General features: G+C 45.6%; 13 protein-coding genes. 6 read left to right on the top strand and 7 right to left on the bottom strand.

What is annotated here, in order from left to right; all coding sequences use genetic code 11:
- Nucleotides 1–147 precede the first annotated feature (147 nt).
- Entirely contained in the window at nt 148–1,254 is a 1,107-nt protein-coding gene (locus HGO26_RS03375; RefSeq protein ID WP_168823323.1) for a CobW family GTP-binding protein, read from the top strand.
- A 78-nt stretch (nt 1,255–1,332) separates the two neighbouring features.
- Here HGO26_RS03375 and HGO26_RS03370 read toward each other — a convergent pair whose 3' ends face one another.
- Complete coding sequence (locus HGO26_RS03370; protein WP_168823321.1) at nt 1,333–2,094, bottom strand: substrate-binding periplasmic protein; 762 nt, start codon at nt 2,092–2,094, stop codon at nt 1,333–1,335.
- A gap of 391 nt (nt 2,095–2,485) precedes the next feature.
- On the opposite strand from HGO26_RS03370, the gene HGO26_RS03365 reads away from it, so the two are divergent.
- Nucleotides 2,486–3,010, top strand: coding sequence for a DUF3087 family protein (locus HGO26_RS03365; protein ID WP_168823319.1), 525 nt, complete (start codon nt 2,486–2,488; stop codon nt 3,008–3,010).
- A 100-nt stretch (nt 3,011–3,110) separates the two neighbouring features.
- On the opposite strand, the gene HGO26_RS03360 is transcribed toward HGO26_RS03365, so the two are convergent.
- Nucleotides 3,111–4,652, bottom strand: a complete 1,542-nt coding sequence (locus HGO26_RS03360; protein ID WP_028760700.1) for an MFS transporter — start codon at nt 4,650–4,652, stop codon at nt 3,111–3,113.
- Between the two features lie 400 nt (nt 4,653–5,052).
- On the opposite strand from HGO26_RS03360, the gene HGO26_RS03355 reads away from it, so the two are divergent.
- From HGO26_RS03355 to HGO26_RS03340, 4 genes are all read left to right on the top strand, one after another.
- Nucleotides 5,053–6,408 carry an MATE family efflux transporter gene (locus tag HGO26_RS03355; RefSeq protein WP_028760699.1) on the top strand — a complete coding sequence of 452 codons (1,356 nt, stop codon included), beginning with the start codon at nt 5,053–5,055 and terminating at the stop codon, nt 6,406–6,408.
- 388 nt (nt 6,409–6,796) lie between these two features.
- Nucleotides 6,797–8,308, top strand: coding sequence for a BAR domain-like protein A BdpA (gene bdpA, locus HGO26_RS03350; protein WP_113941018.1), 1,512 nt, complete (start codon nt 6,797–6,799; stop codon nt 8,306–8,308).
- Between the two features lie 121 nt (nt 8,309–8,429).
- Nucleotides 8,430–8,897 carry a DUF6386 family protein gene (locus tag HGO26_RS03345; protein WP_247651453.1) on the top strand — a complete coding sequence of 156 codons (468 nt, stop codon included), beginning with the start codon at nt 8,430–8,432 and terminating at the stop codon, nt 8,895–8,897.
- 109 nt (nt 8,898–9,006) lie between these two features.
- Nucleotides 9,007–9,360 (top strand): hypothetical protein, encoded by a 354-nt coding sequence (locus HGO26_RS03340; RefSeq protein WP_247651452.1) that lies wholly within the window; start codon nt 9,007–9,009, stop codon nt 9,358–9,360.
- An 11-nt stretch (nt 9,361–9,371) separates the two neighbouring features.
- On the opposite strand, the gene HGO26_RS03335 is transcribed toward HGO26_RS03340, so the two are convergent.
- From HGO26_RS03335 to HGO26_RS03315, 5 genes are all read right to left on the bottom strand, one after another.
- Entirely contained in the window at nt 9,372–10,550 is a 1,179-nt protein-coding gene (locus HGO26_RS03335) for an AAA family ATPase (protein ID WP_168823313.1), read from the bottom strand.
- Between the two features lie 634 nt (nt 10,551–11,184).
- Nucleotides 11,185–11,754 (bottom strand): LutC/YkgG family protein, encoded by a 570-nt coding sequence (locus tag HGO26_RS03330; RefSeq protein WP_168823311.1) that lies wholly within the window; start codon nt 11,752–11,754, stop codon nt 11,185–11,187.
- A 1-nt stretch (nt 11,755) separates the two neighbouring features.
- Nucleotides 11,756–13,150, bottom strand: a complete 1,395-nt coding sequence (locus HGO26_RS03325; RefSeq protein ID WP_168823309.1) for a lactate utilization protein B — start codon at nt 13,148–13,150, stop codon at nt 11,756–11,758.
- 10 nt (nt 13,151–13,160) lie between these two features.
- A complete protein-coding gene (locus HGO26_RS03320) occupies nt 13,161–13,904 on the bottom strand; it encodes a (Fe-S)-binding protein (protein WP_006085148.1) in 744 nt (247 codons plus the stop codon).
- A gap of 310 nt (nt 13,905–14,214) precedes the next feature.
- A complete protein-coding gene (locus tag HGO26_RS03315; RefSeq protein WP_168823307.1) occupies nt 14,215–17,019 on the bottom strand; it encodes an FAD-binding and (Fe-S)-binding domain-containing protein in 2,805 nt (934 codons plus the stop codon).
- Nucleotides 17,020–17,071: the final 52 nt, after the last annotated feature.

Below are 17,071 nucleotides of genomic sequence, written 5' to 3'. Positions count from 1 at the left end.
TTGACTGTTGAATAGTCAGTTGCATATTTTGCTACATAGCCTGTCGCCATTCTAAAAGCGCATCCTCACCGATGCGCTTTTTGTTGAGCTTCAAAGCCAATACTTCTACACTCGAGCGCTAAGCTTTCTATTCGAGCGAGTTTCCTTATGATTATCAAAGCGATTCCCACCAATATCATTACAGGTTTTTTAGGTGTAGGTAAAACCTCTCTGATTAAGCAATTGCTGGCGACTAAACCCGCGGATGAAATTTGGGCAGTACTGGTCAATGAATTTGGTGAGGTCGGCATTGATGCGGGGTTACTGAATTCCTCCGATAACGGCATACAAATTCGTGAGGTTGCGGGTGGCTGTATGTGCTGCGCCGCGGGCGTACCGACACAAGTGGCCATCAATCAGTTGATTGCGAAAGCGAAACCTGACCGCTTATTGATTGAACCGACTGGGCTTGGGCATCCTAATGAAATCATTAAAGTACTGAGTGCGCCCCATTATCAGAATGTGATTTCACTGCGTAGCACCCTATGTTTGGTGGACGCGCGTAAGATCCACGATCCTCGCTATCGCGAACATGCAAATTTTATTCAACAGTTGCAAGTGGCCGATGTGATCATCGCAACTAAGTCTGACTTGTATGATGCTGAAAATACTAAGTTACTCTATGAATTACAGACTTATTTAAGCCATATTGAACGTACTGATATTCCTGTAGTGAGCCACTCAAATCAACAGCCTTTACCTAGCGCTTTGCTGGACTATCTTAACCAACCAAGGCGCGTGTCACTCAATATAAATGGGCATGCTAGCGCGGGCCTAAAGCTGGGCAGCCTACCGACGACTGCCCCAAGCTTGTTTCGTGCTGGTGGTTCGCGCTTGAGTGAGTTGAGCCTCTTTGCCGAAGGTGCAATCGAAGCCGCACTTGATTTTGATGATCGCGGTATAGTGCGAAAGCAGAATCAAGGTGAAGGTTGTTTTAGCTGCGGTTGGGTGTTTGAACCGAGCCAAGAATTTGATTTTGATAAATTAATGGATTTTATTCAGCGGCAAGCTCAGTCATCCGACGTTGGGCAAGTGTTGCTTAGATTAAAGGCTGTGATGATCACTACTGATGGAATTGCGGGATTTAACTGGATTGACCATGAGTTTACTGTAGTTGAACTCGATGACTCCTTAGATTCCAGACTAGAAATGATTACCATGGACGACGTCAATTGGGACGAGATTGAGCAGCAGTTGATTGCTTGTCTAAGCTAACAGAGTTCTCCATTACTCTTTATTACAGGTGTGAGCAAAGATAAGAGGGGCGGATTTGGTGGGAACAGTAAGGTTGGATCAGTAAGGCAAGGTCACGCGGTATTTTTGGCCGAGTGTCGTGAGTGTGCCATTTTGGATCATCTCCTCGAAGAAGCTGTCAAAACGAGTTCTTAGCGGATCAAATTTAGCTTGTTTCGGAAAAGCCATAAAGCCATCTCGGACATCGATTATCGGCATGATTGGCGTAATTGCTTTAGGGATTTTGATTTGGGCGAGCACTGCATTTGTATTGCGACTATTGGTGGCGAGTAAATCTAAATCACCCCGCGAAAGCCGTTCTATGCCACTTTTAATATCGACAAATTCATTGATATTTAATGATTTAGTTTGTTCAGTAAACCGTGTGCCATAACTCCAGCCCTGCATTTTTCCAATCCGTTGCGTTTTAATACTGGCATAGTCGCCATTCCACACTATTTCATTGTCTGCCCGAGCATAAAACACCATATCATCGCGGTAAAATGCCTTCGCCGCAAAAACCAAGTTGGCATTACGTTCTGGGGTATCGTAGGGACCAATAAGAATATCCGCTTGGCCACGTTCAACCATAGAGATAGCGCGGCGCCATGGGGTAATTTGATAGTGAATGTTCACACTTTGCTGCTGGGCGAAGCGATTCAAAATATCGACACCTAAGCCTGTATATTCTCCATTGGCTTGTAGTTCAAAAATTTGACTGAAACTCGAACCCACTGCGAGCAGGTCTTTGGCCTGTGCAGTCAAGCAAAGGCTGCTGAGCGCCAAAAGGACGACTTGTGCAAAGCCTTTGCTGAGTATCATGGCATTCCTTGTGTGGTTTGAATGCGGGAGCTTAAGGCTAGGTATCTCGCAAAAGGTGGCGATACCATGATGAAATTCACTGAGATTAAGGTTAGCAAATTTTACCTTGATTGGGGCGCACGTTAACATTTTTATGTTTTGAGATAAACGTGAGATTAGTGAGAATCGTAAGGGTATTAAGCCGTTGATCTTCAATTGATACATCATCCTATTCTTCAGACCGTTTAATGATACCTAAAGGTGTCAATTTGTATCGCTTGCGGGTGAGGATGAGAAATGTATTTTAGTTATGCGTTTAAATCAGTTAAGGCCGAATAAAGGGGATTGGGGTATGCTCTGCCACTAATTGATTGATACGCCAACGCTAGGCGGCCTATTTGAGCGGGATGTTATGAAGCTGCAGGAAATAGATAAAACCTTGTATCGTAAAAAAATGAATTTATTCATCGTAATTTTAGTTGTTAGCTTAGTCGTGCTGTCATTGCTTTTGGGTGCTGGGCTGATTGCGCTGTTTGGGGCAACGCCTGTGCCGGGCGAGCCTACAGGTAATTTCCATTTGAATCTCTTAGGGGTGATTTTCAGTCTGGGTCTGTGTAGCGCAGTGATTTATAACTTGAAGGACAAACCCTTCTTCAGCGAAATTTATTATGTGTGGCAATTAAAGCAGCTCCATAATCGTATCTATCGCAAGTTGATAAAGATTAAAGCCGCTGCGGCGCAAAATGATGTGAATGCTTTGATTATACTGCTGTTTTATTACACGAGTTTAAGGCAAGTGTATGAGCTCGATGACAATACCCTGACCTTGCCAGCGCTGACTCAAGATCTCAATCGTTTGAATGCACAAATCGAGAGCTTAGATTTATTGCTGTCGCCTGAACAATTTACGCCTGAGCTGCTGACGCGTCCTTTTTGATACTGATAAGGCAAGATGAAGATCGCTCCTCACCTTGCCTTTATTTAGCCCTTATCTTGTCTTTATCGCCCTTACCTCGAATGAGGTTAGCGAGTCCCGCTTAGGCGGCTTGCTGGGCTCTTTGTAGTGTGAGTAACCACTTACCATAGATGTAAATCCCTACCGCTGAGATAGTCCCTATGGCGGCGATGATGTACCACGCCATGCCAATGTTATGGCTGTGGTATAGCAGTTGGGTGAGATCGTGTGCGTTTTCACCTGTGTAACTCACCAAAGTGGTAAAGGCTTCACCTTGGGGAATGGCGCTGACCTCAGTGCTGTTCATGCCGCGCTCTAGCAATAAATCCCGCGAAAACAATTCCTTTGATGCATAAATCTCGTAGAGTTTAGGGCCAAAGTAGCCTTCTAATCCCCAGCCGATCCCTTGGGGCAACATCACAAATCCCAAGTACATGGCTTTTTTGCCTTCGGGAGCAATATTACCCATAAACTCGTTTTTCTTCGGGCTAATCATCATTTCGCCAATGGAGAACATGGCAATCGCGAATACGATAAACCATGCCGCATGGAAAGCACCGATAAACACAAAAGCTAAAATACTCAGCAAACAACCAATAAACATAGCGGTAGTAATACGGTATTTAGCCGTCAGCGCCGCGACGATAAAACAGCAGGTCATAATCAGGCCCGCATTGAGGTTTAACATGCCTTCGGGCATCACCTTAGTGCCTTCGTTATTGAGGCCAAGCCAAAATTGCAGAATACCGTTGCTGGTGCCTTCGCTGCCAAAGAGGGAGGTGACAATTACGCTGGTATCGACCCATTCGGAAATATGGATAGGCAGCACATCGAATAGGGCATTGAACAAGAACCAAAATCCTGAAAAAACGAGCATATAGTAGATTACAATCGGCTTTTTCAACTCGCGCCAAGCATCACGCCACAGGGATTCTTGTTCGACTTCACCCGATTTTATTTGCTTATTGCGTTCCAGTCGCTCGGCTTTACCTGGCTCGGTATAGGTGAGTAAGAATAAGAAGTTGAGTGAGATAATCGCGGCGCAGGCGAAAAATACATTGTCCCACGACAATTGGCGCATATGCACAGCAACTAAAGGCCCTAGGAAACCGCCAATGTTTACAACTTGGTAAAAAATGCCCCAAGCCATTGAAGTGTTGTTGCGATTAGTGGACAGCACTAAGGTGCCTTGAATGCCCGGTTTAAATATCCCTGTGCCTATGGCAAGGAGTAATGCACCGACAAGGAAGCCCCAAAAGCTGGGGAAGAATGCCATGACGAGATAGCCAAAGATTTTAATGATGGTGGAGCCGAAGATGGTTTCTTTGTAGCCCACTCGGTCAGACATGCCACCGGTGAACACGGGCACAAAGGTTTGCATGATCGCCCAGAGGGAAATAATAATGCCGTAGTCACTTAGGCTGATCCCAAGGCCGCCCGCAGACTCTGGCGCTTTAGCGTACAGTCCTGCACTGGCTTTAACACCGTAGTAGGCGATACGCTCGACTAACTCCATACCACCAACTAACCAAAACACATAACCTAAGCTAGTAATGGAGGCCCACATGCCGAGCTGTTTGACTTCTCGCAGATCGTTGCCTGCATTTGGACTATTCTGACTCATGTCCTTCCCTTATTATTGTTATTGAATTTATTTCTGTTTAACCCATTAATTATCAAAAGCTTAAATTTATAAAGTTAATGATTTCATCTTGCTTAAATACGTTAATGGGCTTGCTTGAACGGATACTTTACCTAATTCGGCCTTAAACACCAAAAAAGTAGCAGAAAATGATGAATTAACCCACATCTGTTATTGAACTGTACTGAGTTTGTCATTTGGCTGAAATTGGACTGTTTCTTCTTAAGTCATTGTGATGATTAATCTTTATTGTTAATTATTCACAATGAACATGCTTTGAGTTCTCGCTATTTTTAGGTACAATCCATTGTCGCATTTTTGTTCACCCGATCATTTTTCTAGATAGATACGACTCTAGCCCCCCTTTTTGTGAGAAACGCTAATGACAGCAACAACATCTAATCATGCTCCTGCGGATATGAGCTTGCTCGAGGAGCCGATTGCGAAGCTTTTTTGGCGCTATACCATACCCACCATAGCCTCTATGTTGGTGACGGGCGTATATGTGACAATTGATGGCATCTTTGTTGGCCACTATTTAGGTGAAACAGGGCTGGCGGGGATGATGCTAGCTTACCCTGTGGGCGCGATTTTATACGCTATTGGCGCCATGATAGGTATGGGTAGCGCGGCATTAGTGTCAATCAATCTTGGCCAAGGTAATGTAGTCAAGGCCCGTAAACTACTGGGTAATGCCTTTACGTTATGTCTATTAACGGGATGCTTTTTTGCCCTTGTTGGCGGGATATTCTCGCGAGATATTTTGGTTGCCCTTGGGGCGCAAGGTGAGATGCTCGAAAATGCTAACGAATACTTATTCTGGTATTTTGCACTGTGTCATTTCCCCATAATTTCAATGACCTTCACCACACTGCTGCGTAATGATGGCAGGCCATCCATGGTGACTTGGGTGCTGATTTTGGGTGGTGTATTAAACACTTTCTTAGACTGGCTGTTTATTGTGGTTTTCCCCTTTGGTTTAGCGGGCGCAGCGATTGCGACTATGTTGTCGCAGGCGGTAACGGGGCTTTTGTGTTTACAGCATTTTTTCAGTCCGCGCACTCAGCTTAAAATCACTTTTGAGCAGATGAAGCTCAAGCTCGATAATTGCCTTAATATAGCCCGCGTTGGTTTCCCCAGCTTTTTGATGAATCTCTATTTGTCGATAGTGTTAACCCTGCATAATACGGCTTTTTTGTGGGTTGGCGGTCCATTACATGTGGCCGCCTATGGTGTGGTGAGTTACACAGAAGCGTTTTTCTATCTGATTTTTGAGGGCATTGCGCTTGGTACTCAACCCATTTATAGCTTTAACGCGGGAGCTGGGCGTTTTGACAGGGTTAAACAAGCGCGCAATATTGCTTTTGGTATGACGTTACTCACCGCAGCTTTAGGTTTAGCGCTGATTTATTCTCGCCCTGAATGGTTAGTGTATTTGTTTGCCGGTGATAATCCGAATTTAACACCAGTGGCGATTGAAGGTATGCGCTGGTATTTTTGGGGTTTGCCTATGGAAGGCTTAATCTTAGTCGGTGCGAGTTTCTTCCAAGCGATTAACTGTTCGAAACAAGCTTCTATGCTGACGGGCGCTAAGCTTATTCTTATCGCTGCGATCATCTACTGCTTTGCATGGGCGTTCGGCGTGATTGGTGTGTGGGTGTCGCTCGCGACCTGTAGCACTATCTTGACGATATGGATGTTTTACGCCATGAAGCGAGTCGAGGCACGTTTGCATTAATCCTTGCTTTGGGTTGTATTGGTTTCGCCTGATTTATTGACAAGACAAGGGGCGAGACAAGTAACCTTTAGCTTGGGCATAAGTGTTTAGTTTTACGTAAATTTTACAATTGGGGCGATTAGTGGCCCCGATTGTAATTGCCCACATATCTTTCGTCGTTAAACATGACTTAGGGCTAGCGTGGGATGATGGCCTCTGGTACATTTCGCTGGTTTAATCTGCAATCAAAAATGACTTATCCAAGCGTGCTCTTAAGTCGAGGCTATAGTCCTCAATTAATAGACTGAGTTCGCTTAGGCTTTTGGGTCGATTGATCGTTGATATGACTGGGTATTGAGCCGAATGACTCGCTCGTTGATTTTAGTAATTTATGTTTTATGAGGCCCTTATGCGCACCACTGCAGTCATTTCTATGCTGTTGCTTGGCGTGTTAACGACAGTTAATGCCAGTGCCAAAGAGAATGAGTTAGTGTTTGCCAGCGACTTCGAAGGCAATCGTTTATCTCAACCTTGGTCGTGGATCATGGGTTGTCAATTTGAAGGCGCTGAACCTCACACAGGTGAAAGTGCGCTGCTTTGCGTCGAAGGCAATAGCAGTATCGTCAGTAAGTACCCTATTTCTGAAGCGGGTCTATTAGAGTTTTGGGTCAAAACCCAGAATACTCAAACCCAATATCGAATCAATGTATTGACCTCTCCGGTATTAAAGCTCGATGCCCAGTGGCAGCATGTTGCTTTAATCGATATCACCCCTGGGGCTAACGAATATTTAGCACACCGAGTGTCTATTGATGATCCGAGTCGCCAATATATCCGTCTTGATATTGAGGCCATTAATGGCCCTATCAGTTTGGACGATTTGAGCTTAGGTAAAATTCGCCTTGATATGGCCCTGCAAAAAAATGAGCAGAAAATTATCGGCGGGATTTTAGATAAGCTGAAAGCTGATAAGAATTACGAAGTGCAGTCTGAGTCATTTCGTACTTTAGGTAAAAATTATGCCGCCCAGCTCGAGAGCCAAAGACAATACCTCGAGTACTCGAATGCTATTTATTCAAGTATCACCTTTGTGTTGGCGACGTCTGAGCGTAATAAAATGTCTAACCCTATGGGATATAACACCTTTAGGTCGGTTTTAACTGACGCTAAACGTGTGGCATCACCTCTCCAACAGGCGCGTTTAGGCTCTATGGTGAAACCCTTTGGTGACTTAGCTACTGCCACCTTAAACGTGGTTAGTGCCGGTGCGTATTCCGCCTTTGCCGAACCCTTTAAGTCATTCTTAGCTGCGACTTTTGATCGCTCTAATTATGACAACAGTGACTTAAGTCGTAGTGATAAAAAGTTTGCTGAAGAAAATGGCCTGAAAATTTATCAGCAGGCCGAACGGTTTATGTCTGAAATCGAAAAAGAACTGCAACAAGTCACTGCACTCGACAATGATTTAGTCAGTATGCAGAAGAACTTAGATAATTTCCGTAAGGATCTCGACAAACATTTGCGCAGTTACTTACAGCATGCCAGTATCGCCCGCACACCTGAAAATTACAGCCGAGTGATGAGTAAAGACGAGCAGGCACGCGCGCTGGTGATTGCCGAGGCGAGTGCCAATATCAGTGCTAAAGCTGAGGCGCTATTGGCTTCGAACAGCAATGCAGAGTTAGTGCAGTACATGATTAAAACCACTGAGAAGATTGATGAATTTCAAGAGTTCAAGGAACGTTTTAATCAGATCACTTCGGCCATGCTGACCTTCTACGACAAATTTGAGCGCTCAATTGCCGCCGAGCAAAACCCCTTTACCGATCCTAGCGACCGCGCCGTGTGGGAGCAGCACGCCAAAAGCGCCCGTAACTACATTCGCCAGTCGAAGGAAGCGTTCACTAAAGCCTTTATGTAAAGGATTGTTGTAAGTAAGTGGTAGTAACGGCCTAAAATTATGGCGATTTTTCTATTTTAGGTTTGGAGTTATCAAGGATAAAACAGGTAGTCAGAATCATTTCTGTTAGTGGGCAAGGATGATGAGTAAACCCTATACAACAACTCGGTTTGACACAGATACCGCCACAATGGCGATATTTGATCCCGCGGCATTAACTCATCGCTGTGAAGATACGGCTGATTGGTGGTCTGTGCCGAGTGACGAAATTTTGGAAATCAATCAAGGTCATGTGCTATTCATAGGACTTGGCGCCGATGGCTGTTATGAGGTTGAAATTTTCCGTAAGCTAGGTGAGGCTGGGCTCAATTCGAATTATCTCTCTGCAAACTTAACAGTATTGTCAGGGTGCCTGTATATTGGCGCCGCCGAGCAAGTTCCAGCAGGAGATCTTGGGCCTGAAACAACCTATGGCGGCGCTTTAATTTATGCTGTGCGAGGGAATATTGAGGTGAGAGTGTATCGGCTTACACCCCATAAACTGGTGGTTGAATATGAGTCAACCTCAGAAGATGTACTAAACGAGTTTACGTCTAGCCCATTACTTTAAGCGGCTTACTTTATTCGCTACCATTTTTAATCCCTATACGGGCTGTTAAACACCAAAGGTAACTTGTTAATCATCAGGGGTAAAAAAGCAATTTAACATTATGAGTTCTATGATGAATAATACTAAATGGCGCGAATGTATGACGCTGTTAGCTTCTCGTCCTGTGTATTTGCAACTACAGTTGGTCGGTGAAGAGGACTTTCCTCTCGATTATGAAGCCTCAAATCAAGTGTTATCCGAGATCATGGCTACTGATTGTCTTTTTGTGCAAAGGTGTATTCGCTATAAATCCATTAACGCGATTAGAATTGCGAAAACCGTTTTTCCCGCCGGTTTTGCGGATGACAATGTATTTCTGCTTGCTGAATTAAAAATCAGATTACAGCAACTCGGCCAGTTACCACTAATTGAAGACGATCAGTTTATTGTTATTCATGGCTATCATGACCTCATGGTTTGTTGAATCCAGAGCATCTACACTGGCTTACAACACACTCCATATCTTAAGTTCGCTCTGCGATGGAGTTCATAGACTTCACAACCTAACAATGGCTCAGTTCTATTAAGAACTGCGCCAAAACGTTCAAAGTAGTCTTCATTAACTTGTTTTGCACTGATAAGTGGTACTTCAATATTGACATCTACACGACCTTTACGTATCAACGCGGGGTCAAGATTATCAAGATGATTTGTGGTCATTATGACAAGGCAATCATCAAGAGGAACGATTCCGTCTAACGCGTTTAGAACGCCACCTAAAGTGAGTGGTGGGTTATCTACATTGCTTTCAGCAGCACGTGATACCGTAGCCTTTACACAGTCACAGTCCTCTATTAACAACATAGCTCCGGGCGGTACTTTTCTAATAGCCTTATGAATAGTGGCATCATTTACAGTCGATAGATTCAATATGTATAGATCGCGATGATACTCAACAGCTAAGGCTCTCGCTATACCCGTCTTACCAGTACCCGTTTTTCCATGTAACAGTATGGTTAGCTTACTTACAACCGATTTCCCTCTACTTGCGAAGTTATCAACTTCTCCCATCAACTTCTGCTTAAACCCTTCATCTAGCACTAATTCACTAAAACCCGATGATTTCAATGTGCCATAGCGACACCATTCGGTTTCTTCGAAAATATTCACTTTTGGCTCTGTAGAGATGTCTCCACGAGTATCTTCTAAAAAACGATATAGTTTATCTTTTGCCCACCATGGTGCACTTACAGTAATAGTATCGTATGCCATCGTACTATCGACCTTAGAGCGGGTAGCCAACATGAAACAACCAGCGTATTTAAACAGGTGCATACCGTAGCCGATAGACTTAACACTGACTCGCCCGTCGTAACTCACACTATAGTCATAGTACACAGCCTCAGAGATAGAGCGTGAAAAAAACGGAATGGTAGTATTACTGATCAAAAAGGACAGTTTATTGAATACCTCTGTGCGCGCCTGATGGCTATCGTCTATAGTGAGCCGCACAAACAGCAGACTACTGAGCCAACTTAACAGCTTCGCGGGGACATCTTTTAGCATGTAGCCTACGAGTCCAATTAACGTAAATGTTAATACTCCAACAATGACAGCCGTCAACAAAGGATCACCATTGGTGAGCGCCTTTATTTGTAGTAATACCTCGTTCATTTACTCACCTTTACTATAAATGCCTCATGGACATAATCGAGAATACTATCAACCGAGTCGAGGATACTACCAAGGTATCCTCAGTATGTGCGCTATCGCACGTGGTTAAAGCGACTTGATAAAGATCCCCTGCTTATCACTAACGATTGTCTTAGAACGTAGTTATATCACAATGTAAATCAACATCTTAATGTTGGGTTTGTATTTAAGCGTCACTAACGTACGCAGATAAATGTTAGGGACGGCGCCGTTCATCAAAGAGCAGGATGGAGCGGCCCTGCATCCACGGATTGACTTGAACAACATCCGTGTTTAACTGCCAGTTCGCCATCTGATAGGCAGGACGCCTGAATGTCGTGCAATGCAGGGATGCATGAGAACGGCCATGGCTCTCGTTCATAAGCTTAGAGGCCCTAGGTTTCTATTCACCGAGTCGGCGAGTGAATGCCATGGCAAGCCTGTAAACTGCTCGTCAATAAACGTTAATTGGTAAGCTGTGTTAGTGGTTTATCAGCCTACAACTCAAATATCATTCAGCGAAGTCTCAATAAGAAAGCCGCTAATGAAGGCGGCTTTTGTGTTTCGATGATTCCATAACCCTTGAATTTTCTTGGTTACATTAAATCTCGAGGCATTAGAGCAAATACACGTTCAAGCTGCAGGCGCCGTGGGCGCCGACGACGAGGGCTTGTTCGATATCGGCGGTTTTTGATGGACCCGCGATAAACACCCCGAACTCACCTGAGGCTAACGTGATTTCTTTAGCTGCCTGATGTAGGGTCGGCACAATCTTATTCGTTGGCAGGGCTAAGATCAGGTTTTCACAGATAAAAGGTGTCACTCTGTGGCCTAGATTCTTATTGTTAACCCAAATGGCACCGTTTTCGGCAACGCCAATGTCACCTGGGATCACTGCATAATCTATGTTTTTGAGCTCGTGGGCTGTGGGTGGCATTTCACGGTTTGCCGTGACCCCCTCTACAAGGGAGATGACCTGTAACCCTTGGGCGATAAGTTCATCGACTTTGGCTTGCAGGGCTTTGATGCCACCTTCTTTATGCAGCGTACCCGCGACAGTATTGAGGTTGGTCTCGAACTGGCCGACGAGATTTTCGAGCCTTGGCGCCACTTCTATGCTTGGCATAGGATGATTTGTTAAGGCCGACAGTTTGAGCGCATTGAGAATTTCAAGTTTACTAGACATCTTATAGGCTCCTGTGTTTCTTAAACCAAGCTTCGAAGCTGGAGTTCGGGGCAACGGGCAGTTCACGGTATTTACCCCATGCACCGCTAAAGGGTTTTAACAGACTACCAGGTAGAATGCGCAGCGCAGTTCTCGCCACACTCATAGAGCAGTTCAGCATGGTTTCGCTTGCCATAAATTTACCCACTAATGGCATGTAACTGTTTTTGCCATAGGGGAGTTTTCCGGCTTCAGCCTTAAGGCGTCTGTGGTGGAAAATAATCTTATCGAGCGGCACCTTAGTTGGGCAGATATAGGTACAGCTGCCACACAAGGTACAGGCCCAGGCAATCGAGTTAGTGTCATCAATCTTAGCGCCCACTGCGATACCAATTGGGCCAGGGATGGTGTAGTTGTAGCTGTAACCGCCGGAGCGACGATACACAGGACAGGTATTGAGGCAACCACCACAACGAATACACTTCAATGATTCTGCGAGGATTTTATCCTTGAGCATCTCAGTGCGGCCATTGTCGACGATAATAATGTGCATCTCACCTTCGGGCTGTGGGCCACGGTAAAAGGCGCTATAAGTCGTGACAGGTTGGCCTGTGGCGTTGCGTGCCAGTGTGCGTAGCAAGACGGCTGCGCTATCGATATCGGGCACCACTTTGTCGATCCCCATTGAATGCAACTGCAACTTAGGCAGGTTAGCACCCATGTCGGCGTTGCCTTCGTTCGTGCAGACCACCACGGCGCCTTTATCGGCAATCGCCATGTTCACGCCTGTCATCGCGGCATCGGCGCTAAGGAACTGTTCACGCAGGTGGGCACGGGCGGCGCGGGTTAAATACAAGGGATCGGATCCCCCCGCTTTAGTGCCGAGTTTTTCATGGAAGAGTTCGCCGACTTCTTCCTTTTTCATATGGATAGCAGGCACGACTATGTGTGATGGTGGCATTTTGGCGAGCTGAATAATCCGCTCACCTAAGTCGGTGTCTATGACCTCAATGCCACGTTGTTCTAAGTACGGATTGAGGTGACATTCCTCGGTCAGCATAGACTTAGACTTCACCAACTTTTTGACTTTATGGCGGGATAAAATGTCATGCACGATACGATTGTGCTCTGCGCCATCTTTCGCCCAATGGACTTGTATGCCGTTGGCGATACAGTTTTGTTCAAAGGTTTCAAGATATTGAGCAAGATGGGTTAGCGTGTGGAGCTTAATTTCTGAGCCAAGCTGGCGCAGTTGTTCCCATTCTGGGATGCTACCCGCGGCGCGGTCGCGTTTTTCTCTGAGCATCCATAGCGCTTTTGAATGCCAGTCGACACGGGTTTCGTCGCGGCAAAAAATATCGGCTTTATGGGCATGGACTTGGGAGCCATTAGCCCCGTGATTATGATTGTAAGCCATGGTGAGTCTCCTAGAGCGCGGCGTTTAGCACTTGCGCTATGTGGCGAATTTCAATCGGCAATTGCTGTCTGCGGATCATGCCATCGAGGTGCAACAGGCATGAGGGATCAAAACCCACCACATACTCAGCACCCGTTGCAGCGTGGGCTTGGGCCTTGTCTTTGCCCATTTTGGCCGACACTGCGCCTTCATCGACGGCGAAGGTGCCACCAAAGCCGCAGCATTCGTCGCGGCGGTCTGGATACACTATGTCTATGCCTGCAATATTGGCCAATACAGCTTCGACTTTGTTGAATCTTGGCCCCATTTGCTCACTTGGGGTGGCAAGGCTTAACATGCGAATGCCATGGCAACTCAGTTGCAGGCTTACCTTGTGCGCGAAGGGCTTGGTAAAGGCTGGGATCGGCGCGATATCGTGTAAAAACTCTGTGAGTTCATAGAGTTTGTTGATCACAGCTTGTGCTTCTGGGCTGCTATCAAACTCGTGGAAGTTTTCTTTAGCGGCCACTAAACAAGAGGCAGCAGGGCAAACAATAGCGTCGCATTCCACTCCTTTAAAGGCGTTGAGCAATTTAAGGGTGGTACTGCGTGCTGCATCGAAGCAACCCGAGTTTGTCATCGGCTGGCCACAGCATGTTTGACCCGCGGGTAGAATCACTTGGTGCCCGAGTTTCTCTAATAATTCCAAGGTGGCAATCGCGACCTCTGGCATCATTTGATTGACTAGACACGGGATGAAAAGGGCGATTTTCATTGTGTTTTCTCTTTCTTGTTAGTGAACGACATTGCCTTGCAGTGTGACCCAATATCCACACTAATGCTAAGGTAGTTGATCAAATATAGGCCTATCTTAGCGGAATAAGTAGCCCTAATTTAGTAAATGAGCTTGTAGATTTTTTCAAAAATGAGAATATTTTAACTCAATGATTACATTGATTTTAAAATGTATTTATTCAGGTTTTAAATTCTCAAAAAGTACTTAATGACAAATAAATGAGAATAGTTCGCTTATATAAACAAACGGGGCAAAAAATAGCCCCGTTGTTTACTACTGTCATACCAGATTAGCGGCTGCACTCTTCGAGCAGATAAGCTAAGTGGCGGTAGGAAATGCCGCTGTGTTGGGTCAAACCGACTTCGCACATACGGTTGGCGTAATAGCCTTCCTTAATCTCGACAGGAATGAGCTTTTTGATATTACGCAGTGCGCTGGCGTTGATTTCAGGCTTATACAAGCCTTTTTCACCCGCATAACCGCAGCAGTCAATTCCTGCAGGTTTGAGCACTTGTGCAGAGCAGGCATCGGCGATTGCTTGCATCTTAGGCTCGAGTTTCATCTTGCGTGCGCTACAACCTAAGTGCAGTGCCACATTGACTTTTTTGCTGATGTTGAGCTTAGTCAGTAGCTTGTCGTGCATAAACTCAACTAAGTCGATAATTTGTACTTTTGGATTACCTGACAAAGTGCGGTAGGTGCAAGACAAGGCATCGACGATCACTGGCAGCTTGCCACCATTGGTCATCTTGCTCACTGCATCGATAAGTTCTTGGCGTTTGGCATCGGCGTTTTTAAAGTCGCCCTTAGATTCCCACATCTGGCCGCAACATAAATCGCGGGTTTTTTCTGGCGTGATGACGTTATAGCCTGCACGTTCCAGCAGCGTGACGACCACCTCAGGCAAAGTGCGGTTATCGGGATCTTTGGGTGTCGGACCAAAGGTTCTGCCGCCACAGGCTGGGAAGTAAACCACTGTTTCTTGGCCAACTTTAGCGGGGGATGGTTTTGGCAATTTGCCGCCTTTCGGGAAATCGGGGTTCCAATAAGGCACTTCTTTTGAAATCAAACGGCCGGTTTTCATTAGGGCACTGGTAATGTTGTCGCCAGTGATCTTGTGGATCACGCCAAGCATGTCAAAACCTGAACTGATGACTTGGTTAACTGCACCAAAGTGTTTGGCTTGGAAATCTAAGACTTTTTGTTCAGTAGTGCTGATGTACGGCGTGCGCAGTTTACGCACCAGTTGCCCCATGCTGTTATCCACTGGGCAAGCAATAGTACAAAGCTGGCAGGCGGCACAGGTATCAACTACATCGTATTTAGCGGCGGCGCGCATTTCTGCTGCTGCGGCTTTATCACCGGATTGTTCTAAACGTTCAATTTCACGCAGAGTTGCAATACGCTGACGAGGTGAGAAGTTGAGTGCCGATGTTGGGCAGGTTTTTTCACAGAAACCACATTCGATACATTTATCAACAAAATCATCGACCACAGGGCAGGGCTTGATGTTTTTAACGTGGACATTGCTATCGTCGTTAAGAATCACGCCTGGGTTTAGAATACCCTGTGGATCAAATACTTGTTTGATGCTCTTCATTAAAGTGTAAGCATCTTGTCCCCATTCTTTTTCGACGAACGGCGCGACAGCACGGCCAGTACCATGCTCGGCTTTCATTGAACCGTCGTACTTGTTAATCACCATGTCGGCAATATCATCCATAAAGGCATGGAAACGATCGATATCGGCTTGAGTCGAGAAGGTGGGGGTAATGATAAAGTGGAAGTTCCCCGCAAGAGCATGGCCATAAATACAGCCTTCAGGGTAACCATGTTTATGGAAAAGCTCAGTGATATCGTGCGCCGCAGCAGCAAGGTGCTCTAGTTCAAAGGCCACGTCTTCGATGATAACTGAGGTTCCCTTTGGACGCTCACCACCTACAATCGGGAACAAGCCTTTGCGCATTGCCCAGTATTTGTCATAAACCGCTGGATTAGTACTAAATTCCATTGGGCGGATAAAGTCAAAGCCGGCGAGTTTCGCGGTGACATCTTGAGTATAATTTTCTAAGGTTTTGTCGTCATCAGCACGGGATTCTATCAGTAGAATAGCGGATAGGGCCGGTAATTCTGATAACCAATCTGGCATGCCTGGCTTGCCCGTTACTGCTTTGATTGATGGCCAATCAAGGAGTTCAGCCGCAGAAACGCTTTCACCGTTTATCAGTGGTATGGCTCGTGCGGCATCTTCCATATTATGGAATACGGCCATAGCTGAGGCTTTAAATTTAGCTTCATTCACTGTGTGATAAGTGACTTCATTAATAAAAGCTAAGGTGCCTTCCATCCCCACCATTAAGTGGTTGATGATGTCAAATGGGTCGGTAAAATCGAGTAACGAATTGATGCCGTAGCCGGTGGTATTTTTAATGGAATACTTTTTACGAATTCTGTCCGCTAACACTGTGTTATGGCGAGTCATGTGCGACAGTTCTGTCAGCGCATCCAGTATTTTTCCATGGGATTTAACAAAGGCAGCTTTTGATTTTTCACAGCCTGTATCGAGTTCAGTACCATCTGCAAAAAGAAGTTTCGCGGAAGCGATAGTTTGGTAACTGTTTTGCGCAGTACCACAGCACATTCCCGAAGCATTGTTTGCCACAATACCACCAATTTTGGCGGAGCCTATGGTGGCGGGATCGGGACCAATTTTGCGGTTAAGCGGCGCGAGTACGGCGTTAGCATCGGAACCAATGACTGCAGCACCTAAGGTGATCTGTTTGGCATCGCTACTGACTTCAATCTTTCTAAAACCATCATGGCCAAGGATCAACAAAATACCTTCACCGATAGCTTGGCCAGATAAACTGGTTCCAGCGGCCCTAAACGTGACTGGTGCATCATGCTTACAGGCAACGGCTAATGTGAGCTTTACCTGTTCTAGGGTTTCTGCATGGACAACCACTTCTGGGACTATCCTGAAGTAGCTTGCATCGGTGGACCAGGCAAAACGGCGAACGGGATCATCAGTCACGGGATGATCACCTAATTGCGTTCTTAGATCATCGATGACCAGTTTATAGTTAATCGACATAGCATCACTCTCTTTATTAATAGATTAAAGCCGAAGTCACTGGGAGTGACTT

This window comes from Shewanella oncorhynchi, from assembly GCF_012584455.1.
Taxonomy (GTDB): Bacteria; Pseudomonadota; Gammaproteobacteria; order Enterobacterales; family Shewanellaceae; genus Shewanella; species Shewanella oncorhynchi.
The sequence above is the reverse complement of the archived record's forward strand: the minus strand, read 5'-3'. Positions and strand labels throughout refer to the sequence as shown.

Coding starts and splice junctions, on each gene's coding strand:
- HGO26_RS03370 (WP_168823321.1), bottom strand. CDS start 2,094: ATGATACTCAGCAAAGGCTTTGCACAAGTCGTCCTTTTGGCGCTCAGC.
- HGO26_RS03320 (WP_006085148.1), bottom strand. CDS start 13,904: ATGAAAATCGCCCTTTTCATCCCGTGTCTAGTCAATCAAATGATGCCA.
- HGO26_RS03340 (WP_247651452.1), top strand. CDS start 9,007: ATGATGAATAATACTAAATGGCGCGAATGTATGACGCTGTTAGCTTCT.
- HGO26_RS03330 (WP_168823311.1), bottom strand. CDS start 11,754: ATGTCTAGTAAACTTGAAATTCTCAATGCGCTCAAACTGTCGGCCTTA.
- HGO26_RS03360 (WP_028760700.1), bottom strand. CDS start 4,652: ATGAGTCAGAATAGTCCAAATGCAGGCAACGATCTGCGAGAAGTCAAA.
- bdpA (WP_113941018.1), top strand. CDS start 6,797: ATGCGCACCACTGCAGTCATTTCTATGCTGTTGCTTGGCGTGTTAACG.
- HGO26_RS03325 (WP_168823309.1), bottom strand. CDS start 13,150: ATGGCTTACAATCATAATCACGGGGCTAATGGCTCCCAAGTCCATGCC.
- HGO26_RS03355 (WP_028760699.1), top strand. CDS start 5,053: ATGACAGCAACAACATCTAATCATGCTCCTGCGGATATGAGCTTGCTC.
- HGO26_RS03365 (WP_168823319.1), top strand. CDS start 2,486: ATGAAGCTGCAGGAAATAGATAAAACCTTGTATCGTAAAAAAATGAAT.
- HGO26_RS03375 (WP_168823323.1), top strand. CDS start 148: ATGATTATCAAAGCGATTCCCACCAATATCATTACAGGTTTTTTAGGT.
- HGO26_RS03345 (WP_247651453.1), top strand. CDS start 8,430: ATGAGTAAACCCTATACAACAACTCGGTTTGACACAGATACCGCCACA.
- HGO26_RS03335 (WP_168823313.1), bottom strand. CDS start 10,550: ATGAACGAGGTATTACTACAAATAAAGGCGCTCACCAATGGTGATCCT.
- HGO26_RS03315 (WP_168823307.1), bottom strand. CDS start 17,019: ATGTCGATTAACTATAAACTGGTCATCGATGATCTAAGAACGCAATTA.